The sequence below is a fragment of the Rhodococcus sp. AC861 genome (assembly GCF_979256035.1).
The window spans coordinates 603,501-627,670 of the sequence record NZ_CEEDMW010000003.1 but is presented as its reverse complement, the minus strand read 5'-3'; the positions used below and the strand labels follow the sequence as shown (position 1 = coordinate 627,670).

The 24,170-nt window shown below is 67.9% G+C and carries 20 protein-coding genes; 6 read left to right on the top strand and 14 right to left on the bottom strand.

All coding sequences use genetic code 11. From position 1 onward, the window contains the following. Window positions 1-2: 2 nt before the first annotated feature. Window positions 3-2,297 carry a methylmalonyl-CoA mutase gene (scpA, locus tag AC0IX4_RS12495; RefSeq protein WP_471829148.1) on the bottom strand — a complete coding sequence of 765 codons (2,295 nt, stop codon included), beginning with the start codon at window positions 2,295-2,297 and terminating at the stop codon, window positions 3-5. Then, window positions 2,294-4,210, bottom strand: a complete 1,917-nt coding sequence (locus AC0IX4_RS12490; protein ID WP_471829146.1) for a methylmalonyl-CoA mutase family protein — start codon at window positions 4,208-4,210, stop codon at window positions 2,294-2,296. Before AC0IX4_RS12490 ends, scpA begins: the two co-directional genes overlap by 4 nt. Window positions 4,211-4,463: 253 nt before the next feature. Between AC0IX4_RS12490 and AC0IX4_RS12485 the strand changes: the two genes are divergently transcribed. The 3 genes from AC0IX4_RS12485 (at window position 4,464) to AC0IX4_RS12475 (ending at window position 6,388) form a co-directional block, all read left to right on the top strand. After that, window positions 4,464-5,132 carry a TVP38/TMEM64 family protein gene (locus AC0IX4_RS12485; protein ID WP_471829322.1) on the top strand — a complete coding sequence of 223 codons (669 nt, stop codon included), beginning with the start codon at window positions 4,464-4,466 and terminating at the stop codon, window positions 5,130-5,132. Window positions 5,133-5,231: 99 nt separating this feature from the next. After that, a complete protein-coding gene (locus AC0IX4_RS12480) occupies window positions 5,232-5,834 on the top strand; it encodes a hypothetical protein (RefSeq protein WP_471829145.1) in 603 nt (200 codons plus the stop codon). After that, window positions 5,831-6,388, top strand: a complete 558-nt coding sequence (locus AC0IX4_RS12475; protein ID WP_471829144.1) for a hypothetical protein — start codon at window positions 5,831-5,833, stop codon at window positions 6,386-6,388. The genes AC0IX4_RS12480 and AC0IX4_RS12475 overlap by 4 nt, the downstream gene beginning before the upstream one ends. Window positions 6,389-6,391: 3 nt before the next feature. Here the strand turns inward: AC0IX4_RS12475 and AC0IX4_RS12470 are convergent, their stop codons facing one another. The 3 genes from AC0IX4_RS12470 to AC0IX4_RS12460 form a co-directional block, all read right to left on the bottom strand. Further along, complete coding sequence (locus tag AC0IX4_RS12470) at window positions 6,392-7,594, bottom strand: SPFH domain-containing protein (RefSeq protein WP_082042769.1); 1,203 nt, start codon at window positions 7,592-7,594, stop codon at window positions 6,392-6,394. After that, complete coding sequence (locus AC0IX4_RS12465) at window positions 7,595-8,026, bottom strand: NfeD family protein (RefSeq protein ID WP_471829142.1); 432 nt, start codon at window positions 8,024-8,026, stop codon at window positions 7,595-7,597. Between the two features lie 75 nt (window positions 8,027-8,101). Then, on the bottom strand, window positions 8,102-8,938 hold the full coding sequence (locus AC0IX4_RS12460) for a DUF3097 domain-containing protein (protein WP_471829140.1): 837 nt from the start codon (window positions 8,936-8,938) through the stop codon (window positions 8,102-8,104). Between the two features lie 144 nt (window positions 8,939-9,082). Between AC0IX4_RS12460 and AC0IX4_RS12455 the strand changes: the two genes are divergently transcribed. Continuing rightward, on the top strand, window positions 9,083-9,901 hold the full coding sequence (locus tag AC0IX4_RS12455) for a hypothetical protein (protein WP_471829138.1): 819 nt from the start codon (window positions 9,083-9,085) through the stop codon (window positions 9,899-9,901). An 88-nt stretch (window positions 9,902-9,989) separates the two neighbouring features. On the opposite strand, the gene AC0IX4_RS12450 is transcribed toward AC0IX4_RS12455, so the two are convergent. The 8 genes from AC0IX4_RS12450 to AC0IX4_RS12415 form a co-directional block, all read right to left on the bottom strand. Beyond that, window positions 9,990-11,042 carry a ferrochelatase gene (locus AC0IX4_RS12450; protein WP_471829136.1) on the bottom strand — a complete coding sequence of 351 codons (1,053 nt, stop codon included), beginning with the start codon at window positions 11,040-11,042 and terminating at the stop codon, window positions 9,990-9,992. A 50-nt stretch (window positions 11,043-11,092) separates the two neighbouring features. Next, on the bottom strand, window positions 11,093-11,917 hold the full coding sequence (gene inhA / locus AC0IX4_RS12445) for an NADH-dependent enoyl-ACP reductase InhA (RefSeq protein ID WP_042574574.1): 825 nt from the start codon (window positions 11,915-11,917) through the stop codon (window positions 11,093-11,095). Window positions 11,918-11,979: 62 nt separating this feature from the next. Further along, entirely contained in the window at window positions 11,980-12,738 is a 759-nt protein-coding gene (gene fabG1 / locus AC0IX4_RS12440; RefSeq protein WP_056074782.1) for a 3-oxoacyl-ACP reductase FabG1, read from the bottom strand. Between the two features lie 100 nt (window positions 12,739-12,838). After that, window positions 12,839-13,834 carry a VWA domain-containing protein gene (locus AC0IX4_RS12435; RefSeq protein WP_042574576.1) on the bottom strand — a complete coding sequence of 332 codons (996 nt, stop codon included), beginning with the start codon at window positions 13,832-13,834 and terminating at the stop codon, window positions 12,839-12,841. Beyond that, window positions 13,831-14,811 carry a DUF58 domain-containing protein gene (locus AC0IX4_RS12430; protein ID WP_042574577.1) on the bottom strand — a complete coding sequence of 327 codons (981 nt, stop codon included), beginning with the start codon at window positions 14,809-14,811 and terminating at the stop codon, window positions 13,831-13,833. Before AC0IX4_RS12430 ends, AC0IX4_RS12435 begins: the two co-directional genes overlap by 4 nt. Window positions 14,812-14,813: 2 nt before the next feature. Next, complete coding sequence (locus tag AC0IX4_RS12425) at window positions 14,814-16,052, bottom strand: AAA family ATPase (protein WP_471829135.1); 1,239 nt, start codon at window positions 16,050-16,052, stop codon at window positions 14,814-14,816. A gap of 85 nt (window positions 16,053-16,137) precedes the next feature. Further along, the gene (locus AC0IX4_RS12420; protein WP_471829320.1) at window positions 16,138-17,679 is read right to left on the bottom strand and encodes an NlpC/P60 family protein; all 1,542 of its coding nucleotides are present in this window, start codon (window positions 17,677-17,679) and stop codon (window positions 16,138-16,140) included. Between the two features lie 315 nt (window positions 17,680-17,994). Further along, on the bottom strand, window positions 17,995-18,573 hold the full coding sequence (locus tag AC0IX4_RS12415) for an Rv1476 family membrane protein (RefSeq protein ID WP_471829134.1): 579 nt from the start codon (window positions 18,571-18,573) through the stop codon (window positions 17,995-17,997). A 350-nt stretch (window positions 18,574-18,923) separates the two neighbouring features. On the opposite strand from AC0IX4_RS12415, the gene AC0IX4_RS12410 reads away from it, so the two are divergent. Both AC0IX4_RS12410 and AC0IX4_RS12405 read left to right on the top strand, forming a co-directional pair. Continuing rightward, the gene (locus tag AC0IX4_RS12410; RefSeq protein WP_056074775.1) at window positions 18,924-21,728 is read left to right on the top strand and encodes an aconitate hydratase; all 2,805 of its coding nucleotides are present in this window, start codon (window positions 18,924-18,926) and stop codon (window positions 21,726-21,728) included. A 136-nt stretch (window positions 21,729-21,864) separates the two neighbouring features. After that, a complete protein-coding gene (locus AC0IX4_RS12405; protein WP_042574581.1) occupies window positions 21,865-22,434 on the top strand; it encodes a TetR/AcrR family transcriptional regulator in 570 nt (189 codons plus the stop codon). A gap of 6 nt (window positions 22,435-22,440) precedes the next feature. Here AC0IX4_RS12405 and AC0IX4_RS12400 read toward each other — a convergent pair whose 3' ends face one another. After that, window positions 22,441-24,072, bottom strand: coding sequence for an ABC-F family ATP-binding cassette domain-containing protein (locus tag AC0IX4_RS12400; protein WP_471829133.1), 1,632 nt, complete (start codon window positions 24,070-24,072; stop codon window positions 22,441-22,443). Between the last annotated feature and the right edge of the window lie 98 nt (window positions 24,073-24,170).

The window sequence follows — 24,170 nt, the reverse complement described above, 5'->3', positions numbered from 1 at the left end:
GCTCAGGCGTTCGCTCCTGCGTCCGCCGCTGCCTCGCGGTGACCGAGCGAGACCGCGAGCTGCTCGATCAGATCCACGGCGGCGTCGGCGATCACGGTGCCGGGCGGGAAGATCGCCGCGGCGCCGGCCTCACGCAAGGCCTCGAAGTCACCGGGCGGGATGACACCGCCGACGACGACCATGATGTCCGGGCGACCGACTTCCGTCAGCGCCTCCCGCAGGGCGGGAACCAGCGTCAGGTGTCCCGCGGCCAGGGACGAGACGCCGATGACGTGCACGTCGTTGTCCGCGGCCTGGTGAGCCACCTCGTCGGGCGTCTGGAACAGCGGGCCGACGTCGACGTCGAAGCCGATGTCGGCGAACGCGGTGGCGATCACCTTCTGGCCGCGGTCGTGGCCGTCCTGCCCCATCTTCGCGACCAGGATGCGGGGGCGACGGCCCTCGGCGTCGGCGAAGGCACTGGCGAGCTCACCGGCGTGGACCATGTTCTTAGCCTTCCCAGCCTCGTCGCGGTAGACACCGCTGATGGTGCGGATCTCGGCGCGGTGACGGCCGTAGACCTTCTCGAGGGCGTCCGAGATCTCCCCCACCGTGGCCATCGCGCGGGCTGCGTCGACGGCGAGGGCGAGCAGGTTGTTCTCCATTCCGCCCTCGGTGGACGCGGCGGCAGCGGTCAGCGCGGACAGCGCCGCCTCGACGCGGCCCGGATCACGTTCCTCGCGCAGTCGCTCGAGCTTCTCGATCTGCTCGGTACGCACGCGCGAGTTCTCGACCTTGAGCACCTCGATGGTGTCGGGCTCGTCGGGAACGTACTTGTTGACCCCGACCAGCGGCTGACGGCCGGAGTCGATGCGGGCCTGGGTTCGTGCCGCCGCTTCCTCGATGCGCAGCTTGGGAATTCCCTCGCCGATGGCCTTGGCCATGCCGCCGGCCTCCTCGACCTCGGCGATGTGCGCGCGGGCGCGATCGGCGAGCTGATGTGTCAGCCACTCCACGTAGTACGAGCCGCCCCACGGGTCGATGGGCCGCGTCGTGCCGGACTCCTGCTGGAGCAGCAGCTGGGTGTTACGGGCGATGCGCGCGGAGAAGTCGGTCGGCAGAGCCAACGCCTCGTCGAGCGCGTTCGTGTGCAGTGACTGCGTGTGCCCCTGCGTCGCCGCCATGGCCTCGATGCAGGTACGCGAGACGTTGTTGAACACGTCCTGCGCCGTCAGCGACCACCCTGATGTCTGCGAATGTGTGCGCAGGGACAGCGATTTGGCACTCGACGGGTCGAACTTCTGCACCAACTCGGCCCACAGGAGACGCCCGGCGCGGAGCTTGGCAACTTCCATGAAGAAGTTCATGCCGATGGCCCAGAAGAAGGACAGGCGCGGAGCGAACGTGTCGATGTCCATGCCCGCGGCGAGCCCGGCGCGGATGTACTCCACACCGTCGGCCAGGGTGTAGGCCAGCTCGAGATCGGCTGTCGCACCGGCCTCCTGGATGTGGTAGCCGGAGATGGAGATCGAGTTGAACTTCGGCATGTGCGTGGAGCTGTAGGCGAAGATGTCGGAGATGATCCGCATCGACGGCTCGGGTGGGTAGATGTAGGTGTTGCGCACCATGAACTCTTTGAGGATGTCGTTCTGGATGGTGCCGGCGAGCTTCTCGGGTCCGACGCCCTGCTCCTCCGCCGCCACGACGTACAGCGCCAGGATAGGCAGCACCGCACCGTTCATGGTCATCGACACCGACACCGACCCCAGGTCGATCCCGTCGAACAGTTGGCGCATGTCGTAGATGGAGTCGATCGCGACGCCCGCCATACCCACGTCGCCCTGCACGCGGGGGTGGTCGCTGTCGTAGCCGCGGTGCGTCGCCAGGTCGAATGCGACCGAGAGACCCTTCTGACCGGCCGCGAGGTTGCGACGGTAGAACGCGTTGGACTCCGATGCCGTCGAGAATCCCGCGTACTGACGGATGGTCCACGGCTGGTTCACGTACATCGTCGGGTACGGGCCGCGCAGGAACGGCGCCGTGCCCGGATAGGAGTCCAGCGGGTAGCCGGCAGCGGCCGCCTCAGCTCGGTCGGCACCGGTGAAGATGGGCCGGACGTCGATGCCCTCGGGCGTCGACCAGACGACCTGCTCCGGCGTGTATCCGTGGGCCGATGCTGCGGCCTCGACGTGCGCGCGGGCATCGTCGGCACCGGGTGCGGTGACGTCCGACGCCTCGGGGTCGGTCAGCGGCACTTCCGCGAAACTGCCGACAGTTCCCCTGTCGTCGTCATGGTCGGTGGTGCGGTTGCCGGTCATGCGGTACGTCCTTCCGTGCGGACGTCGCCCGCGAGCGTGTCGAGGAGCGAACTGAGCTCCGCGACGGCGTCGATGGTGAGACCGAGGTATCGGTCCGGGGTCTGCTCGTCGGTCGCGTCCGCGAATGCCGACTTCCCGCCTGCCACGAGAACCGTCTCGACGCCGGCCTGCCGTAGCGCGGCGACGGCGGCGGGGCCCTCGGCGGCGTATCGCTTGTCCGAGCCGCACAGGATAGCGATCGGCGACCCTGTCTCCCGCGCCACCGCGGCGAGGTCCGCGTCGGCGCCCGGGTTGACGGCCTCGATGCCGCCCGACGCCATCAGGTTCGCGGCGAAGGTGGTACGTCCGTTGTGCTCGGCGATGCTTCCCAAGGGGGCCAACAGGACGACCGGCCGACTTCCCTTGTCCCGTAACACCGCATCGCTGCGATCGCGCAGCGCCTCGAAGTCGGCGGCGTAGCGGTGAACGGGACGACCGGCCACCGTTCCGTCACCGGACGCGGCGGGCGACGGCTCCTGGAGGTTGGGGAACTCGTTGACTCCGGTGACCGAGGTGCGGCGGTGCGCGATGTCCGATGCACGGCTGAGACGGGTCTCCTCGACCGTTCGGGCGATCTCGCCGGACTCGAGCGCGGCGCGGTAGCCACCTGCACGGTCGATGCTTTGCAACACCGACCACGCGGAGTCCGCCAGGGCGTCGGTCAAGGATTCGACGTACCAGGAGCCGCCGGCGGGATCGAGGACCCGCCCGAGATGGGATTCCTCGAGCAGCAGCAGTTGGGTGTTACGCGCGATGCGGGCGGCGAACGTCCGGGACACGTCGGCCGCGCCACCGGGAACCGCGGCGTCGAACGGGAGGACCGTGACCGAATCCGCGCCTCCGACGCCGGCACCGAACGCTGCGAGAGTCGTGCGGAGCATGTTCACCCAGGGGTCACGCTGGGTCATCATCGCGGCCGAGGTGACGGCGTGCTGGGGCGCACCGCCGTGGTCCGGGGCCCCCAGCACGTCGGCGATACGAGCCCAGACGCGGCGTGCGGCACGGAACTTGGCGATGGTCTCGAACTGCTCGTCGGTCGCGGCGAGCCGGATCTCGATCTGGTCGAGTGCGTCGGCCGCGGACATGCCGGCGGCAGTCGCGGCTCGGAGATAGTCGAGGCCGGCCGCTGCGGCCAGCCCGATCTCCTGCGCATCCCCTGCTCCCGCGGCGTGGAACACGGTGCCGTCGAGGGTGACGGCGCGGATCCGCTCGGGGCGGGCCGATGCCCGACGGGCGAGGTCCAGGGTGTCGTCCAGGCTCGCTCCGGTCAGCCCGGCGAACGTGTCGGTCAACGGTGAGGCACCCAGACGGACGTCCGCGGACGTGCCCCGCTCGTCGAGGAGGGCGAACAGTGCCTCCGAGACCGCGACGACGTCGGCTCCCGCATCGAGGGTCAGCGGCGCGAGGTCCAGTAGGACACCGTCGAGCGCACCGGTCAGACCCTGAACGCCGATTCCCGTCGTGGTGAGCCACAACGCGCTGGTGCCGTTCTGCAGGCCGTCGAGTATCTGGGAGTTGAGGTCGTCGGTGTCCGCATGACCGAATCGGCCGGCCACCAGCCATCCGACGGTGACGTCGCGGTGGGCGTCGCTTCCGCGGGTGAACGGGTAGGTGCCGGGCAGAGGCTCCTCCGCCGTCTCGTCCAACGGGCCGTACAGGGGACGGACGGTCACTCCGTCGTACGTCGTCTCGTCGAGGAGCGTCTCGGGATGCTCGGGCAGCTCGGAGACGTCGACGCGGCGGGCTTTGGCCAGGACGCCGGCGACTCCGCGTCGCCAGGTGGCCAGACCTTCCTCGGCGCTGCTCACGGGAACAGCGGCGCCGACGTCGTCGGTAGCGACGGGGCTCGGTGTCCCGGTGTGTGAGGTGGCCATGTGTCCCTTTCGCGCCTGCGGATGGTGTGATGTTAACCGCACCTCGAGGCACGGTATCGCGACTCTCGACATGGTGACCTGAGACAAACTTCACAGAACTAGGGCGTCCGAGCATCGGGCCTCCTAGTAGCGCGTGGAGCGGTGCTCGCTGCCACGTTCGGTAGCGTGAACTGTCGTGACGACACCGGGCCTCGCGCCGCGCTCGAACGGCGAGGTTCGCACCCCGCGGAACCGCCGCGCCGTCCTCCTCCGCGTGCTGCTCGCCGTCGTGGTCGTCGGTGGACTGATCGCGATCGCCGTCCTCGTTCCGCTGCCGTCCGTCGACCGGATGCGCCACTGGGCAACCGCTGTCGGCCCTCTTTTTCCGCTGGCCTTCTTCCTCGCCCACGCGGTCGTCACCATCGCTCCTGTCCCTCGAACCCTGTTCACGGTGTCGGCCGGGGTGCTGTTCGGGCCGGTGACCGGCGTGTCCGTCGCGGTGTCGGCCACGACCGTCAGCGCGGTGCTGGCGTTCCTCCTCGTCCGCGCTCTCGGACGCGACGTGGTGGCGACGCGCCTGAATCACCCCCTGATCCGCGCGGTCGACGCTCGACTCGCGCGACGCGGATGGCTGGCGGTGGGGAGCCTGCGCCTGATCGCTCCGGTGCCGTTCTCGGTCGTGAACTACTCCGCAGGCCTGTCGGCCGTTCGCCTGGTGCCGTTCGCGCTGGCCACTCTCGTGGGCGTGATTCCCGGCACCGTCGGGATCGTGCTGCTCGGCGACGCACTCGCCGGCAACGGGGACCCGATTCTTCTCGCCGTCTCGGCGGTCTGCATCGGAGTGGGCATCGTGGGTCTCGTCCTCGACGCGCGGTTACCGGTGCTCGAGACGGCGCTTCCAATCGCCGCCTCCACAGAATCGGACAGCGACATCAAGCGTTGAACCTTGATATCGGTCTATCAAGTTCTGAAACTTGATCTTGAACGTAGTTATCAAGACTGAGGGCTTGATGTGAGCAGATCAAGCTTCTAGGGTTGATAGATGTTCGTACTGACCGTGGACCAGCGAGGCAGTCGACGCGACGTCGATCGCGTCGCCGACATCCTGGGCCGCTCCACCACGCTGCTCCGCCCGTTCGAACGCACCGCCGGGGACGAGGTCCAGGCGGTCTCCGACGACGCGACCGACACCCTCGACACCGCCCTCGCCCTGGTCGAGGACGGGCACTGGAGTGTCGGCATCGGCGTGGGCAGCGTGGAGGACCCGCTGCCCGCCTCCACCAGGGCCGGCCGCGGACCGGCCTTCGAAGCGGCGCGCGAGGCGGTGGACAGCGCGAAGAACTCCCCCGCCCACATCGCCGTGCGCGGACACCACGACGCCTCCGCCGCGGACGCGGACGCCGTCACCACGCTGCTGGCCACGCTCCTGGTGCGTCGCAGCGAGCAGGGACGCGCCGCCGTCGACAGCGTGCGTCGACTCGGTTCCCAGACCGCCGTCGCCGCGGAACTGTCCATCACGCCGCAAGCGGTGTCCCAACGACTGTCCGTAGCGGGGTGGCATGCCGAGCGGGCAGCACGTCCGGTCGTCGCCCGACTGCTCGCCGATGCCGATCGCCTCGCCCGCGACGAGGGGTCACGCGCATGACCGTGATCGCTCTGGTCGCCCTCGTGATCGCCGCGTCGTCCGTGACCGTTCCCGCCGCCCCGGTTCCGACCGTTCCCCGCGCGAGGAGATCGCACCGTCGTGCGCCGTGGTGGTTGCCGGCCGTCGTCGCGTCGCTGGGGCTCGGCGTGGCCGGATGTGCCGCGGCCGCAGCGCCCGAACCTGTCACCGGCGTTCCACTCGTCGCGGTCCTGACACTGACGGTCCTGGCTGCCGTCGCCGGCGGCGCAGCGGTGGTCCCGGCCGTGTTCCATCTCTCGCGTCGGCGGCCCGAACCCGGAGACGACGATGCCGACGACGATCGCCCCGTTCTTCGCGGGGGTCTCGTCATCGGCACTCTCGAACGCATCGCCGTCGTCGTGTCGATACTCGCCGGATGGCCGGAAGGCATCGCCGTCGTCCTGGCCGTCAAAGGCCTGGCGCGCTACCCCGAACTGCGCGATCCCCGCGCGTCCGAGTACTTCATCATCGGCACCTTCACCAGCGTTCTCTGGGCGCTGGCCGCCGGCGGAGTGGGAGCAGGTCTGGCGAACTGACCGTCAGACGTCCAGCTCCCGCTGCCCGTCCTGACCCTCGATCGCGGGCGTCTCCACGTCCGTCGCCTCCTGCTTCGGCGGGGCCGCCGCGGACAGGGACGTGTCGACGGGCTTGCGCGCCACTGCCTCAGCGTCGGCGACAGCGCGAGCGATTGCCGGGTCGGTGGTCGTGTCGAACCAGTCGGCGACCTCCTCGGTGTCGTCGGCGGCCTTGGTGTGTCCGGCGCCCTGATCGCTGGGCTCGAACCGGAACACACCGTCGTCGCCCGGCGCACCGAGATTCTTCGCGAACCCCTTCAGCGCATCCCCGAAGTCGGACGGAACGACCCACATCTTGTTGGCGTCGCCCTGCGCCATCTTCGGCAGCGTCTGCAGGTACTGGTACGCGAGCAACTCCGGCGTCGGCTTGCCCGCCTTGATGGCGTCGAACACCTTCTCGATGGCCTTCGCCTCACCCTGCGCGTTCAGGTACTTCGCAGCGCGCTCGCCCTGCGCACGGAGAATGCGGGACTGACGCTCACCCTCGGCGGCCAGGATCGCGGCCTGCTTGGCGCCCTCGGCCGAGAGGATCTGGGACTGCTTGTCACCCTCGGCCGTCTTGATGGACGACTCTCGGTGACCTTCCGCCGTGAGGATGGTGGCGCGCTTCTCACGGTCGGCCTTCATCTGCTTCTCCATCGACTCCTGGATCGACGGAGGCGGATCGATGCTCTTGAGCTCGACGCGGGCGACGCGGAGGCCCCATCGACCGGTGGCCTCGTCCAACACCCCGCGCAACTGGCCGTTGATCGAATCACGAGACGTCAGAGTCTCTTCGAGCGTCATACCACCGACCACGTTGCGCAAGGTGGTCGTGGTGAGCTGCTCGACACCGACGATGTAGTTGCTGATCTCGTAGACCGCGGCCTGCGGCGTCGTCACCTGAAAATAGACGACGGTGTCGATGGACACCGTCAGGTTGTCCTGCGTGATCACCGGCTGCGGGGGGAACGAGACGACACGCTCGCGCAGGTCGACCTTCGCGCGCACGCGATCGACGAACGGCACGAGGAACGTCAGCTGCCCGGACACCGTCTTGGAGTAACGGCCCAGTCGCTCGATCACCGCGGCCTCGGCCTGCGGGACCAGCGTCACCGATTTGGCCACCACCACGGCCACGAAGAGTACGACCACGGCAAGGGCGATCAAGGCGGCATAGTCGGCCATCTAGGGTCCTTTCCACACGACGGCCGTGGCGCCGTCGATCTTCATCACGGTCACGGTCGTTCCGGCCGCGTACACCTCGGTGGGATCGAGCGGACGAGCCGTCCACACGTCGCCGTCGAGCTTCACCGTTCCCGAATGCTCACCGACGGCGTCGATCACCCTGGCATGACGTCCCGTCAGTGCCGCGATACCGGTGGGCGTCGGCGGCGGCGTGGAGAACCGGCGGGTGAGCGCCGGCCGGACACCGAGGATCAGAGCCGCGGACAGCGCAGCGAACACGAGTGCATCGCCCCACACGGGAAGATCCGTCAGGGCCGAGACGCCTGCGGTACCCAGGGCGCCACCGGCCAACATCAGCAGGAAGAAGTCTCCGGACAGTGCCTCACCGGCAGCGAGAATCACCGCTCCGACCAACCACAGAAGTGCAACCACGCCACCCACAGTAGCCACGAACACCGACGCCGTGGGGTGCTGAACGGCGTCGTGCACCGATCGTTACCGACCGGGTCACCCGTTTTCGTCGGGGACGGTGACGAAGTCGACGAGACGCTCCACGGCACCGATCAGCGGCGCTTCCAGGTCACGGAACGTCGACACCGCACCGTAGACCTTGCGCCACCCGTCCTGCGGTGTCCCCCAGCCCAATTCGCGACAGACGCCCGTCTTCCAGTCCGTTCCGCGCGGGATGCGCGGCCACCCGTCGATGCCGAGCGACGCGGGCTTCACCGCTTCCCACACGTCGATGTACGGGTGTCCCGTGACGGTCACGTACGGACCGAGGGAGCGCGTGAGCCGGTCCTCCTTGGATCCGTCCACGAGGTGGTCCACCAGTACGCCGACCTTGCGGCCGGGGCCGGGGCCGAACTCCTGCAACCGGTCCGCAAGGTTGTCGAGCCCCTCGAGATGCTCGACGACCACGCCCTCGACCCGCAGGTCGTGGCCCCAGACCCGTTCGACGATGGCGGCGTCGTGAATGCCCTCGACCCAGATACGGCTCGGCAGAGCAACTTTCGCGCGCACATTCTGCACCTTGGTCGAGCCCGACGCGGATCGTGTTGCGGTGGTGGCCGCGACCGGCCTCGGCTTGGTCAGCGTCACGGGTGCGCCGTCGACGAGGAAGGCGGCCTCTCTCATCGCGAACAACCGACGGACTCCACGGCGGTCCTCCAATCGGACGAAGTCACCGTCGTACGTGCGCTCGAAACCGACCACCGCGCCGCAGAAACCGGTCGCCGCGTCCTCCACGACCAGATCGCGCTCGGCCGCCACCGTCGGTGCGACACGACGCACGGTTCGCGGATGACCGGCGAAGATGTCCCCGCCGTAACGGTCGTTCCCGGACATGACCACCCTCGCTCGTCGACTCTGCTGCACATCGTTCACACCGCTCCGGCAGACCGCCGGAGCGGCTCCACGCTACCCAGTTCGGGTACCGCTCGACGGGCAGGCACGCCGGTCGAACACGACTCCGGCGCCTATGATCGACAGGTGTCGTCCCCATCCTCGAGCCTTGCCATCTGGTGCGGCGCCTGGCTCGCCGGAGCCGCGTCCCCCGACGACGTCATCGACGCCGTCACCGAATGGGGTCCGCTCAGTCTCGTCGTCGCCGGAGATCCGGACACGGCGGACAGACTGTCACTGCCCTGGCCCGTGCCCCGCGACGTCGGGGTGGCGGAACTCCTCCGCACCGTCCGTGATGCCGCCCCCGTCGGACACCGCGATGTGACCGTCGATCTCGTGCTCCCGGCGCCGGGCGACGTCGCCGGACTCCCCCGCGACCGCAAATTCTCCTCTGCTGCAGTGCTTGCCGGTGAAGGCGTCGTCGTCGGCGTTCCCGGTGGATCCGGCGTCGCCTTCGTACCCACCCACGAGGGGCCGGATGTGATGCGCTGGACCGTGTTCACGGTCACCGTCCCGACCACGTACCAGGAACTCTCGCTGGGTGAGATCGAGTACTCCATGCGAGACACCGTTCGTGGTGCGGCGGAAGCGTTGTCGGCCCTGCAGACCGTCGCGACCGGGCGAGGGGACGATCCGCACACCATGATCGCGGAGCGCCTGGCCCTGGTCGGGCGTCACCGCTATCCCCCGCTCCCGGAGCGCACGACGCGAGTGCTGGACACCGCCGACCGCGTCGACGCCATCCTGGATGCAGCGCGCACGTCCGCACCGTCACAGGCGGCGAGCAGCACGGGCGCCGAGGCGCGCGAAGCGGTCCTTCGACCCTTGCAGAGCGCCGTCCGTACCGCACGGCGCGCAGCCGTTCGCGCTGCCATCGACACCTATCTGGCGTCCGACCCGCGCTAGATCTACCCCCGGCGAGTACGTCCATAGTGTCGTGATCCGGGCCCTGATCACGACAGTTTCGGCGTACTCGCGGGGGGTGTTCAGGGTATCAGGCGGGGCGGCGTCGCACCGGAGGCTCGCAGCATCCGGGGTTGCACGGGGATCCGTCGACGGTCGTGCCGAAGGCCGGCTCCGACCCCAGCCGCTTCGGGGAGACATCGGCGGTACGTTCCTGGACCAACGTCCGCACGAGGGTGGCGAAACGCGGGTCCGCGCCGGGTGTTCCCGCTCGCTCGAGCGCCATTCCCAGTTCCTCGGCCTTCTCGACTGCTTCCGTGTCGAGGTCCCACACCACCTCGAGGTGATCCGAGACGAATCCGACCGGGCAGATGACCACGGCGTCGACACCGGAGGCGGACAGGGCCTCGAGGTGGTCGCAGATATCGGGATCGAGCCACGGGATCTGCGGCGGGCCGGAACGCGACTGCCACACGACATCGAAGTCGTCGATGCCGGCCGCCGCGGCGCACAGCCGGGAAGCCTCGGTGACCTGACGGCTGTAGAGATTGCCGCCGGCGAACGGTGGGCCGGCTGCCTCGTCGGCCGACACGGGCACGGAGTGCGCGGTGAACACCACGCGCGCACCGTCACGGCGGTCTGCGGGAAGTCTGCTCAGGGCGGCGCGGATCGCGTCCGCGAACGAGTCCACCATCAGCGGGTGGTCGTAGTACTGGCGCAGCTTGGTCAGCTGCGGCGCCCCGTCACCCACAGCTGCGCGAGCACGAGCGATGTCCTCGTGGTACTGGCGGCACCCGGAGTACCCGCCCCACGCCGACGTCGGGAAGACCAGGGCGTTGCGCACTCCGTCGGCCTCCATGGCCGACACGGTGTCCTCCACCATCGGGTGCCAGTTGCGATTGCCGAAGTAGACGGGCAGGTCGATGCCCGTCAAGGCGAACTCCGTCTCGACCGCGGCGATGATCTCGCGGTTGAGACGGTTGATCGGCGAGACGCCACCGAAGTGCAGGTAGTGCTCGGCCACCGCATCGAGACGCTCCGGCGGGATGCCCCTTCCCCGAGTGACGTTCTCGAGGAAGGGCCGGACCTCGTCAGGCCCTTCGGGTCCGCCGAAGGACAACAGCAGAAGAGCGTCGTAGGTCATGACCTCATTGTGCCGCGACCTCGCGCGGGCACCGCAGGCGCCCTACTGGCTCAGAGGTTCTCGGGAAGCCAGGTGTTGTGGCTGGCGCCGCCGTCGACGTAGACGATCGAGCCGGTGGTGGCCGGCAACCAGTCGGACAGCAGCGCGCAGATCGACTTCGCCACGGCGGTGGGGTCGTTGAAGTCCCAGCCGATGGGCGATGCGCCGTTCCAGTACTCGTTGAGCTGGTTCATCTTGTCGGCGTCACCGGTGGCGGTTCCCGCGATGGCCTTGGCGGCCAGCGTCTTGATCGGTCCGGCAGCGACGAGGTTCGACCGCACCTTCTTCGCTTCACCCACCTCGCGGGCGACGTAGCGATTGACCGATTCGAGGGCCGCCTTCGCGACACCCATCCAGTTGTAGAACGGCATCGCCGTGCGCGGATCGAAATCCATGCCGACGATGGAGCCGCCCTCGTTCATGACGGGCAGCACGGCGCGTGCCAGCGACGCGTAGCTCCACGCGGAGATCTGGAAGGCCGCGGCGGCGTCCGGGCCCGGTCCCTCGAGGAACGGCTTCGATCCCGGCCCCATCAGGGTGCGCGGCGCGAACGCGATGGAGTGCAGCACTCCGTCGATTCCCTCGGGTGCGACCTCGGTGATGCGATCGGCGAGAGCGGCGAGATGCTCCTCGTTGGTGGCATCGAGTTCGATGGCCGGCGGTACCGGCTGCGGCAGACGCTGAGCGATGCGGTCGATCAGACGCAGACGGTCGAAGCCGGTGATGATGACCTTCGCGCCCTGTTCCTGCGCCATCTTGGCGGCGTGGAACGCGATGGACGCGTCCGTGATGATGCCGGTGACCAGAATGGTCTTTCCTTCGAGCAGTCCGCCCATGATCGATGTGACCTTTCGGTGAGTGAGAGTGGAATCGGGTGACGGTGAGTCGGCAGAACGGCTCAGTGACCCATGCCCATGCCGCCGTCGACCGGGATGATGGCGCCGGAGACGTAGCTCGAGTCCGGGGACGCCAGGAAACTGACCACTGCGGCCACGTCCTCGGGCGTTCCGAGACGCTTGAGCGGGATGTACTCGCGCGCCTGATCGCGCAACTTGTCGTCGAGTTCGGCGGTCATGTCCGTCTCGATGAAGCCCGGAGCCACGACGTTCGCGGTGATGGACCGTGAGCCCAGCTCGCGTGTGAGCGACCTGGCCATACCGACGACTCCGGCCTTCGACGAGGCGTAGTTGATCTGACCGGGGCCACCGGCCTGCCCGACGACGGAACCGAGGAAGACGAACCGGCCGAACCGCGCCCGGAGCATGGACCGACTGGCCCGCTTGGCGACGCGGAACGCGCCCGTCAGGTTCGCGTCGATGACCGACGTGAACTGCTCCTCCGTCATGCGCATGAGCAGGGTGTCGTCGGTGATGCCGGCGTTGGCGACGAGGACCTCGACCGGACCCTGATGCTTCTCGACCTCGGTGAACGCGGCGTCGACGGAGGCGGAGTCGGTGACGTCGCACTGGACACCGAACAAGCCCTCCGGCGCACCGGAACTGCGGTGCGTCACAGCGACCTTGTGGCCGTCCGCAGCGAGACGACGCGCGACGGCGAGGCCGATGCCCCGGTTGCCTCCGGTCACGAGCACGGACCGGGAGACGAACGCTCCGGCGGACGCCGCGTCGGGTGTGGAGGACTCGGGAACAGAGGACATTCGAGTGGACCTTCTCTCGGAGCACGGTGAAATCGACGGTGGGCGGGCCGACGTCGTGAACAGGACATCGCTCGGCCCGGCAGTACTCTACCGATCCGGCTCAGGGCACTCGCTGACGTAGGGACAATGCTGTGACAAGTCCCGCCGTGATGAACAGGACTCCGGCGATGAGCCAGGGCCGGCTGGCATCGCCGCGCGTCGTCTCGTACCCGATCTGTTCCTCGAGGGTGTCGTATACCTCGGTCAGTTCCTCGAGACTCGACGCGGTGAAGAAACTGCCGCCCGACAGCTGCGCGATCTCCTCGAGCGACGGATCGTCGACGGGCACGGCGACGCGCTGGGTGTCACCTTGCTCGTCGGTGATGTCGACGGTGCCGTAGCTGGTGCCGAACGAGATCGTCGAGATCGGGATCCCCTTGGTCTCGGCCTCACGCGCCGCGGTGTACCCGCCGCGCTGGTCGTCGGGATTCTCGGGGACGGTCTGCTTGCCGTCGGACAGCAGCACGATCCGGGCGGGCGGTGCCGCGTCGGAACCACCGAGTACGGCGCCCAGGGTCTCGATCGACTGCATCGAGGTGAAGATCGCTTCGCCGGTGGCCGTGCGCTCTGCCAGCTGCAACCGGTCGATGGCCGACTTCGTCGCCTCGCGATCGGTCGTGGGTGACACCAACACCGAGGCCGTGCCGGCGAACGCCACGAGACCCAGGTTGATGCCCGGAGTCAGACCGTCGGCGAATTCCTTACCGGCCTGCTGCGCCGCGGCCAGACGCGTCGGCTCGACGTCCGTGGCCTCCATGGACAACGACACGTCGATCACGAGCATGACCGTGGCCCTGTTCCGCGGGACGCGCTGATCGGCCGTCGGACCCGCGAGGGCGACGGTCAGGAACAACAGACCCGCGAGAATCAGGGCGGTCGGGACGTGGCGGACGATGCCGGGGCGCCGGGGAGCCACTTTCTCGAGCAGCTCCATGTTGGTGAAGCGCATCGTGTTGCGCTGGCGTCGGCGCTGCGCCAGCACGTAGGCGGCGACGAGGCCGGCGACGACCGCGAGAAAGAGCAGCCACCAGGGCGACGAGAAATCCTGCAGGCTCACCGCGTACTCGCTCCCAGACTGGCGCCGTGGCGACGGCGTGAGACGAAACGGACGACGTCGGCGATCCAGTCACCGTCGGTCCGCAGCGTCAGACGGGGTGCGCTGCACCCACGAAGGATCTTCTCGACATCGGTCCGATGCGCGGCAGCGGCGCGAGCGAAGTCGGCGCGCAGTTGCGGAGTGGTACTGAACTCGCGCGTGCGCCCGGTCTCCGGATCGTGCAGAACCACGTCACCGACGTCGGGCAACTCAAGGTCGCGGGGATCGAGTACCTCGACAGCCAATACGTCGTGGCGAGCCGCGAGAGCACGGAGTGGACGTTCCCACTCGGTGGTGCCGAGGAAATCGCTGATCACCACCACCATTCCCCGCCGACGCTCCGGCCGACGCAACGCGTCGATGGCGCCGGCGAAGTCGCCGCGAACCCCGTCGGGGGCGTGCGGGGTCGTCGCGACGGTGCGGAGCATCGACTGGATGTGGGCACGGCCCCCGCGAGCCGGAACACGCGTGATGTCGGCACCGTTGGCGATGACGGCGCCGATGCGATTACCGCCGCCACTGGTCAGGTGCGCGATAGCGGAGGCCGCAGCGACCGCCAGATCCCGCTTCTCGCACCCGGCCGTCCCGAAGTCCAGCGACGCCGACAGGTCGACGGCCATCCACGTCTCGAGCTCGCGATCGGCAACACTCTGCCGCACGTGCGGGTGTGTCGTCCGGGCGGTGACCGACCAGTCCATCTGCCGGACGTCGTCGCCCGGCTGGTACTCACGTGCGTCCCCCGGTTCCGATCCCGGTCCCGGGATCAGGCCGAGGTGGTCACCGTGGAGCACGCCGTCCAGCCGACGGCGCACCGTCAGTTCCAGGGTGCGCAACGCGACGGACAGTCGCGGATCCTCGAGAGTGCCGGACGCGAACGACGGGGGCGCACCACGCTGAGCGCGCGGCGGCGTGCCGGAACCGGCGCCTGGAGACGCCACGCTCACCTCGTGGGATCGGAAGCAGGAGCCTGTTTCTGCATCCACGGTGCCGGACCACCCTGCTGGGGCGGCTGGGGATTCTGTTGCTGCGGTCCCTGCTGCTGGGGACCTTGCTGCTGCGGTCCTTGCTGCTGCGGACCTTGCTGCTGCGGTCCTTGCTGCTGGGGCGGGAACTGTTGCGGCGCAGCACCGTTGTTCGGATTCTGCTGGGGAGCTTGCGGCTGCTGGACCGGCTGTGCACCCACCTGCGGCAGTCCGACCGTCTGCAGGATGCGGGTGATGACCTGTTCCGGGGTGACCTCGTCGGCCAGCGCGTCGTACGACAGGACGAGCCGGTGGCGGAGAACGTCCGGCACGACGTCGAGAACGTCCTGCGGCACCACGTAGTCGCGGCCGCGCACGAAGGCGAGGGCGCGGGAAGCGCTGATGATTCCCAGCGTGGCGCGCGGTGACGCGCCGTACGCGATCCACCCGGCCACATCTTCGAGACCGATGTCGCGGGGCGTACGGGTGGCGGCGATGACGCGGACCACGTAGTCGACGAGTGCATGGTGGACGAAGACCGAGGCGGCCACGTTCTGCAGGCGCACCAACTCGACGGGGTCGAGGATCTGTTTCGGCGTGGGCGCCGCGACACCCATGCGGTAGACGATCTCGCGCTCTTCCTCGACCGACGGGTAGTCCACGACGATCTTGAACAGGAAGCGGTCACGCTGTGCTTCGGGAAGGGGATACACACCCTCGTTCTCGATGGGGTTCTGCGTCGCCATGACGAGGAACGGGTCGGGCATCGGGTACGTGTGGCCACCGATGGACACCTGCCGCTCCGCCATGACCTCGAGAAGCGCGGACTGCACCTTGGCCGGCGCGCGGTTGATCTCGTCCGCCAGAACGAAGTTGGCCACGACGGGACCGAGTTCGGTGTCGAACTCTTCCTTGCCCTGCCGGTAGATACGCGTACCGATGAGGTCGGTAGGGACTAGGTCGGGAGTGAACTGGACGCGCGAGAACGACCCGCCGACGACCGTCGCGAAGGTCTCGACCGCCAGTGTCTTCGCCACGCCGGGTACACCTTCGAGCAGAACGTGTCCTCGTGCGAGAAGCCCCACGAGAATGCGTTCCACGAGCCGGTCCTGCCCGACTATCACGCGCTTGACCTCGTAGACGGCCTTCTCGAGTGTCTGCACATCCCGAGAGATATCGGTCGTGTCGGTCTCTCGTGACGTCACCTGTGGAACCACCGCTTTCTGCCCGGAACGTTTCCTGCCGGGTTCCACTATGGCAGGTGACGAGGACACACGACGTTCTACCTGCTCGGACGGGGTGTCACTCGACCATGCGTACGGCGTACGGCGTCATGCCGTCGAACCGCACGGGTGAGACCTTGACCACGGAACCCGACTGCGGAGCTTCGAGCATCTTGCCGTCCCCGAGGAACAGGGCGACGTGTTGGGATGCGCCGGGGCCGTAGAAGATCATGTCCCCGCGTCGCATCTGGGACGACGGCACCTGCTTACCGGCCGTGTACTGGTACCCGGTGTAGTGCGGCAAGGAGATGCCGAGTCCACCGAAGGCGTACATCATCAGGCCGGAGCAGTCGAAGCCCACCTTGTTGTAGTCGCCGTAGCTGTCGGCGACACCGCCGTCGCGGATCCCCTTGGTCGGACCGTTCTCGTTGCCGCCGCCCCAGGAGTAGGGCGTTCCCAGCACCGACATGCCTCGGTCGATGACCAGCTCGATGGCAGCCGACCCCGTCAGCGACGGATCCTTGCCGCTGCTGCCGCGGCCCCCACCCGAACTCGTGCCACCCGACGAACTCGTCCCCGACGACGTACTTCCTGACGAGCTGGTGCTGCCCGACGAGGCTGTTCCGGAGGAGGTCGTTCCCGACGAGGTCGTGCTGCCTGCCAGATCGGTGTGGTCTCGTTCGCCCGTCACCAGTGCTGCGGCGCGATCCGCGGAAGCCTGGTCGGCCGCGACCCGAGCGGCTGCTGCGACGGCTGCCTGCTGGGCGGCTTCGGCCGCTGCTGCCGCAGCTGCTTCCTCCGCCTGACGCTGCTGGTCCCACTGCGAGTAGGCATCGCGCTGACCCTCGAGGCCGGCGGCCGCGTTCCTGGCCTGGTCGAGTTCGGCAGCGGCGCTGTCACGCTGCGACTCGACGGCCGCCTTCTGTGCGGCCTGCTCCTGCTGAGCCGTCACGGCAGCGGCGATGGCATCTTCCGCCTCGGACTTCTTGGCATCGGCTTCGGCGGAGGCGCGGTCGGCTTCGATCTTGCTCGCGCGGGCCGTGGAGTCGCGGTTCGCTTCCTCGGTGCGCGCACGCTGCAGGCCGTCGAGCGTCGCGTTCTGCTTCGACGACAGCATGCGGAGGATCTGCGCACGGTCGAGCACGTCCTGGGGACCCTGCGCGTCGAGAAGCGACGAGAACCCCGCAGATCCGGTGCCTTTCACGTAGTCCGTGACGGCGAAGGCGTCGAACTTGGTCTGCGCGTCGGAGATCATCCGGCCCGCGTCGCGAAGTGCCTGCTGCGCGATGCCGACGGCCGCGGCCGCGGCGTCTGCAACGGTTCGCGCGTTCTGCAGGTCGACGAGTGCCTTGTTGACGTCTTCCCTCTTGATGGCGACCTGCGCGTCGATCGCGGCGAGTTGCTGGTTGGCCGACGCGACCTGGTCGATGAGTTGGCCGACGCGCCCCAGTTGATCTCCGACACGGGCGCCGGCGGCGGCGATGTCGGAATCGGACGGGTTGGGCGGCGGCGGAGGGACCGCGGACGCGAGTGTGGGCGTGAGAAGACCGGTACCGGACAGCATCAGAGCCGTCGCGACGAATACTCCCCCGACAGTGCGACGAACTGCTCGCGACCGCATCGATGAGCGTCGGTCGTATCGCTTCAACTGTGTCTCCCTCACGTCCGCAGAGCGGAATCACCCACGTGCATGCGTGGGGAGGCATGGCGCAGCGCGACGCGATCCCGAACAACGGCCGTGCGTGGCCGACCCCGGGAGCAATGATCAGCCCCTCTGCGACACTTCTTCCCCAAGCAGTGCCTTGCGAACCGTACGACACTTCGAACGCTTACGGAACTCCAGTCACAAATGACACAGTTGAGATTCGCCGTACGACATCCGCCCTGATCAGGACGTTGTACGAAAAAGATTCGTTCGGACTTTTTTCAGGAATGGTCACAGATCGTCGGCGGGAATGGCCCCGCCGTCGGTGACCTGTCCTCGAGCGCGCCGGTCTGCTGTCACCCGGGCGGCGTCGTGACGACGGGCGTTCGCCCACCAGGTACCGGACAGAACCGCCGCGACGACCAGGACGAGAGCAACGGTCAGGGCGGTCCACGGCGTACCGGGCTCGAGGACGACGTCCAGGAAATTGTTCGCGGACGCCACCGGGTCCCCCGTGTAGGCCTGATCCTGTCCGGCCTCGAGTGTGACGCGGTCGATCGAATCGCTGAACGTCCCCACCTGGCCCGGCCCGAGGACGAGAACGGTGCCGCCGTCCGTCGCGCCGACGGACGTCGCGAGGTCGCGGAGCTGGGAGTCGAGGGGTGCGGGCGCGTCCACCACGACGATGGACAGGTCGATACCGTGCTCGCTCGCCCGAGCAACGACGCCCTCAAGGCCGACGACGTCCTTTCCGGGAGCGGCGACACCGTCGTCGGCGACATCCGCCAGCGTCGACGACAGGTCGACGAATGTCGGCACCTCGGCGGGCGCCGGCATGGACAGGATGTGGTCGCTGGGTGAGGGTGACATCGTCCGTCCGGGATCGAGCATCGACTGTCGATGCGTGACTCGTACTTGCGTGCGAAACCCTACGGTACGAATCCCGCGACCCCTCGGAGGCGCACTCGGTTCCGCGGGGCGGTGATTGCGCGTGTCGGGACTGTAGAGAACGATGACGTCGTACGCGGTGAGAAAGACATCGGCGATCTGCCCGCCATTCTCACAGGACAAGCGTACTGTTAGAATCGAACACAGAGACAGCGGCGGACTCGACGCCGCCGGGTGCACCCTCACCCGGCCCACCGGCGACGCCCGCCTGCTCTCGTAAGGCCGTCGACACAGCCCCGTCGACGGCAGCCCTGAAGACGAGTGGAGCTGACGTGACCTCAAGTATCGATTCGTTCGGCGCGAAGGGAACGCTGGAGGTCGGAGAGAACTCGTACGAGATCTTCCGACTGAACGCTGTTCCCGGCACCGAGAAGTTGCCCTATGCCCTCAAGGTGCTCGCAGAGAACTTGCTGCGCACCGAGGACGGCGCCAATATCACCAAGGACCACATCGACGCGATCGCTGCGTGGGATCCGTCCGCCGAGCCCAGCATCGAGATCCAGTTCACGCCGGCGCGCGTGATCATGCAGGACTTCACCGGAGTCCCCTGCATCGTGGACCTCGCCACCATGCGTGAAGCCGTCACCGCTCTCGGTGGCGACCCGGAGAAGGTCAACCCTCTCGCTCCCGCCGAGATGGTCATCGACCATTCCGTCATCATCGACGTGTTCGGCCGAGCCGACGCATTCGAGCGCAACGTCGACATCGAGTACCAGCGCAACGGCGAGCGCTACCAGTTCCTGCGCTGGGGCCAGGGCGCGTTCGACGACTTCAAGGTCGTCCCCCCGGGCACCGGAATCGTGCACCAGGTCAACATCGAGCACCTAGCGCGCACCGTCATGGTCAGGAACGGTCAGGCGTACCCCGACACCTGCGTCGGCACCGACTCGCACACCACCATGGTCAACGGCCTCGGTGTGCTGGGCTGGGGCGTCGGCGGCATCGAGGCCGAGGCGGCCATGCTGGGCCAGCCCGTCTCCATGCTCATCCCGCGCGTCGTCGGCTTCAAGCTGAACGGTGAGATCAAGCCGGGCGTCACCGCGACCGACGTGGTGCTCACCGTCACCGACATGCTGCGCAAGCACGGTGTGGTCGGCAAGTTCGTCGAGTTCTACGGCAAGGGCGTGGCCGAGGTCCCCCTGGCCAACCGCGCGACGCTGGGCAACATGAGCCCCGAATTCGGCTCCACCGCCGCGATCTTCCCGATCGATTCCGAGACCGTGGACTACCTGCGCCTCACCGGACGCACCGACGAGCAGCTCGCTCTCGTCGAGGCGTACGCCAAGGAGCAGGGCATGTGGCACGACCCCGAGAACGAGGCGACGTACTCCGAGTACCTCGAGCTCGACCTCGGCGACGTCGTTCCGTCCATCGCCGGACCGAAGCGTCCTCAGGACCGGATCCTGTTGTCGGAGTCCAAGATCGCGTTCCGCAAGGACATCCACAACTACGTGGGTGGCGAGGACGTCGACGCGACTCCGTCCAAGCTGGACGAGGCACTCGACGAGACGTTCCCGGGCTCGGATCCGGCCACGCTGTCCTTCGCCGACGACGATGCGGCTCCGCTGCACTCCGCCGCCGGCAATGCCGAGGGTCGCCCGACCAACCCGGTGCGCGTCGACTCGGACGAGCAGGGCTCCTTCGTGCTCGATCACGGCGCCGTCGCCATCGCGTCGATCACCTCGTGCACCAACACCTCCAACCCGTCGGTCATGCTCGGCGCTGCCCTGCTGGCCAAGAAGGCCGTCGACAAGGGCCTGACCAGCAAGCCGTGGGTCAAGACCTCCATGGCGCCGGGTTCGCAGGTCGTCACCGACTACTACGACAAGGCCGGCATGTGGCCGTACCTGGAGAAGCTCGGCTTCTTCCTCGTCGGATACGGCTGCGCCACGTGTATCGGTAACTCCGGCCCGCTCGATCCCAAGATCTCCGAGGCCATCCAGGACAACGACCTCACGGTCACCGCTGTCCTGTCCGGTAACCGCAACTTCGAGGGTCGCATCTCCCCCGACGTGAAGATGAACTACCTCGCGTCCCCGCCGCTCGTCATCGCCTACGCGTTGGCCGGCACGATGGACTTCGACTTCGAGCACGACGCTCTGGGTCAGGACAACGAGGGCAACGATGTCTTCCTGAAGGACATCTGGCCGTCCCCCAAGGAGATCCAGGACACGATCGACTCGTCCATCTCCAAGGAGATGTACACCAAGGGCTACGCCGACGTCTTCAAGGGCGACGAGCGCTGGCGCGGACTGCCCACCCCGGACGGTAAGACGTTCGAGTGGGATCCGCAGTCGACCTACGTGCGGAAGCCCCCGTACTTCGACGGCATGCCCAAGGATCCGGAGGCTGTCACCGACATCTCCGGTGCACGCGTTCTGGCGTACCTCGGAGACTCGGTCACCACCGACCACATCTCCCCCGCCGGCAACATCAAGGCAGGCACGCCGGCCGCGCAGTACCTCGACGAGCACGGTGTCGAGCGCAAGGACTACAACTCCTTCGGCTCGCGTCGCGGCAACCACGAGGTCATGATCCGCGGAACGTTCGCGAACATCCGACTGCGCAACCAGCTCCTCGACGACGTCTCGGGTGGCTACACCCGCGACTTCACACAGGACGGTGGCCCGCAGGCCTTCATCTACGACGCGTCGCAGAACTACCAGAACGCCGGCATCCCGCTGGTCGTCCTGGGCGGCAAGGAGTACGGCTCCGGCTCCTCGCGTGACTGGGCCGCCAAGGGCACTCGCCTGCTCGGCGTCAAGGCCGTCATCACCGAGTCGTTCGAGCGCATCCACCGCTCCAACCTCATCGGCATGGGCGTCGTCCCGCTGCAGTTCCCCGCCGGTGAGTCCGCGGCGTCGCTGAAGCTCGACGGCACCGAGACCTTCGACATCTCGGGCATCACCGAGCTGAACGAGGGCCGCACGCCCAAGACGATGCACGTCACCGCGACGAAGGAAGACGGCTCGGCCGTCGAGTTCGACGCCGTCGTCCGCATCGACACCCCCGGCGAGGCGGAGTACTACCGCAACGGCGGCATCCTGCAGTACGTGCTGCGCAACATGATCGGCTGATCACCTCCGTGAACAGCACCCCGTGAGGGGAGCAGAACGCGCACGACCGCGCCGCGATACCGCGTGTATCGCCGGTTCGGCCGTGCGCGTTCTGCGATCGGCACCATGTCCCCCCAGCACACGACAGGAGCACCGAGTGCCGAAGGTCAGCGACGACCATCTGGCCGCACGCCGGAGTCAGATCCTCGACGGTTCCCGGCGCTGCTTCGCCGAGTTCGGGTACGAGGGCGCCACCGTGCGTCGGCTCGAGGAGGCCACCTCGCTGTCGCGAGGCGCGATCTTCCACCATTTCAAGGACAAGGACGGGCTGTTCCTCGCCCTCGCGCGCGAGGATGCCCGGCGCATGGCGGACGTCGCCGCCGAGCAGGGCCTGGTGCAGGTCATGCGCGACATGCTCGCGGCGCCGGAAGAGTTCGACTGGCTCGGTACACGCCTGGAGATCGCGCGTCGCCTCAAGACGGACGCGGAATTCCGCGCCGGGTGGTCCGAGCGGTCCGTCGAGCTGCAGGACGCGGTGCTCTCCCGGCTCGAACGTCAGAAGTCGGCAGGTCGCCTGCGGGACGACGTCCCGACCGACGTGCTGCTGGGGTATCTCGACCTCGTCATGGACGGACTGGTCACCCGCATCGCCTCGGGCCAGAACACGGAGAACCTTTCGGCGGTGCTGGATCTGGTCGAGGAGTCGGTCCGCCGCGACCGTTCGTGAGCCGGGTCAGGCGAGCTGGATGAGCTCCAGGTAGTCCTCGGACCAGTGGTCCTCGTTGCCGTCGGGCAGCAGGATCACGCGTTCGGGTGACAAGGCCTCGGCCGCACCCGGATCGTGTGTCACCAGGACGACGGCACCCTTGTAGCTGCGCAGCGCCTCGAGAACCTGTTCGCGCGAGATCGGGTCGAGGTTGTTGGTGGGCTCGTCGAGGAGCAGGACGTTGGCGGCGGACGACACCAGACCTGCGAGCGCGAGGCGCGTCTTCTCACCACCGGACAGGGTTCCTGCCGGCTGCTCGAGCTGAGGCCCGGTGAACATGAACGCGCCGAGCAGCGACCGCAACTCCTGCTCGGGAGTGTCCGGCGCCGCGTGGCGGACGTTCTCCCACACCGATGCCATGTCGTCCAGGGTGTCGTGTTCCTGCGCGAAGTACCCGATGCGCAGGCCGTGCCCGGGTTCGATCTGTCCCGAGTCGCTTTTCTCGGTGCCGGCGAGAATGCGGAGCAGCGTGGTCTTGCCCGCACCGTTGAGTCCGAGGACGACGACGCGTGACCCGCGGTCGATCGCGAGATCGACGCCCGCGAAGATCTCCAGAGAGCCGTACATCTTGGTCAGGTTGGTGGCCATCAGCGGGGTCTTGCCGCACGCCGCAGGCTCGGGGAATCGGATGTGCGCCACCCGATCGGACACACGCTCCTCGTCCAAGTTCGCCATCAGCTTGTCGGCGCGCTTCGCCATGTTCTGTGCCGCAACAGCTTTCGTCGCCTTGGCGCCCATCTTGGCAGCCTGCACGCGCAGGGCACCGGCCTTCTTCTCGGCGTTGGCGCGTTCACGACGGCGACGCTGCTCGTCCGTGGAGCGCGCGTCGAGGTACTTCTTCCACCCCATGTTGTAGACGTCGGGCTCACCGCGCACGGCGTCGAGGAACCACACACGATTGACGACGTCGGCCAGCAGGTCGACGTCGTGGCTGATCACGATCAAGCCGCCCTCGTGGTTCTGCAGGAACCCGCGCAACCACGTGATGGAGTCGGCGTCGAGGTGGTTGGTGGGCTCGTCGAGCAGCAGTGTGGTGCCGGAGCGGCCACCACTGCCGTCGGACGCTGCGAAGAGGATGCGGGCCAGTTCGACGCGACGACGCTGGCCGCCGGACAACGTGCGCAGCTGCTGACCGAGGATCCGATCGGGCAGTCCGAGGCTGTTGCAGATGCGCGCAGCCTCGCTCTCCGCCACGTATCCACCCAGCGAGGCGAAACGCTCCTCGAGCTCTCCGTACCTCCGTACTGCCTTGTCCAGTCGTTCCTCGTCGGCCACCTCGGCCATCAGCGCCTGCTGCTTCTCCATGTCGTCGAGCAGAGTGTCCAGACCACGCGCGGACAGCACGCGGTTCTTGGCCAGCAGATCGAGGTTGCCCTCCTTCGGATCCTGGGGCAGATATCCGAGCTCACCGGACCGCGTCACCGAGCCTGCGTAGGGCTCGCCTTCACCTGCCAGGATGCGCAGGGTGGTGGTCTTGCCGGCGCCGTTGCGCCCGACCAGACCGATGCGGTCACCGGCCTGCACGCGTAACGCGGGGCCGGGAGCGGACAGAAGAGTACGCACGCCGGCACGAACCTCCAGGTCGGTGGCGGTGATCACGGTGCTTGACTCCTCAGACTTCGACGTTGCCACGTGGGACGACAACCGCGGCAAACCTTCATTTTAACGCCTCCCCGGCCGGTCGCGGGCCACCAGGA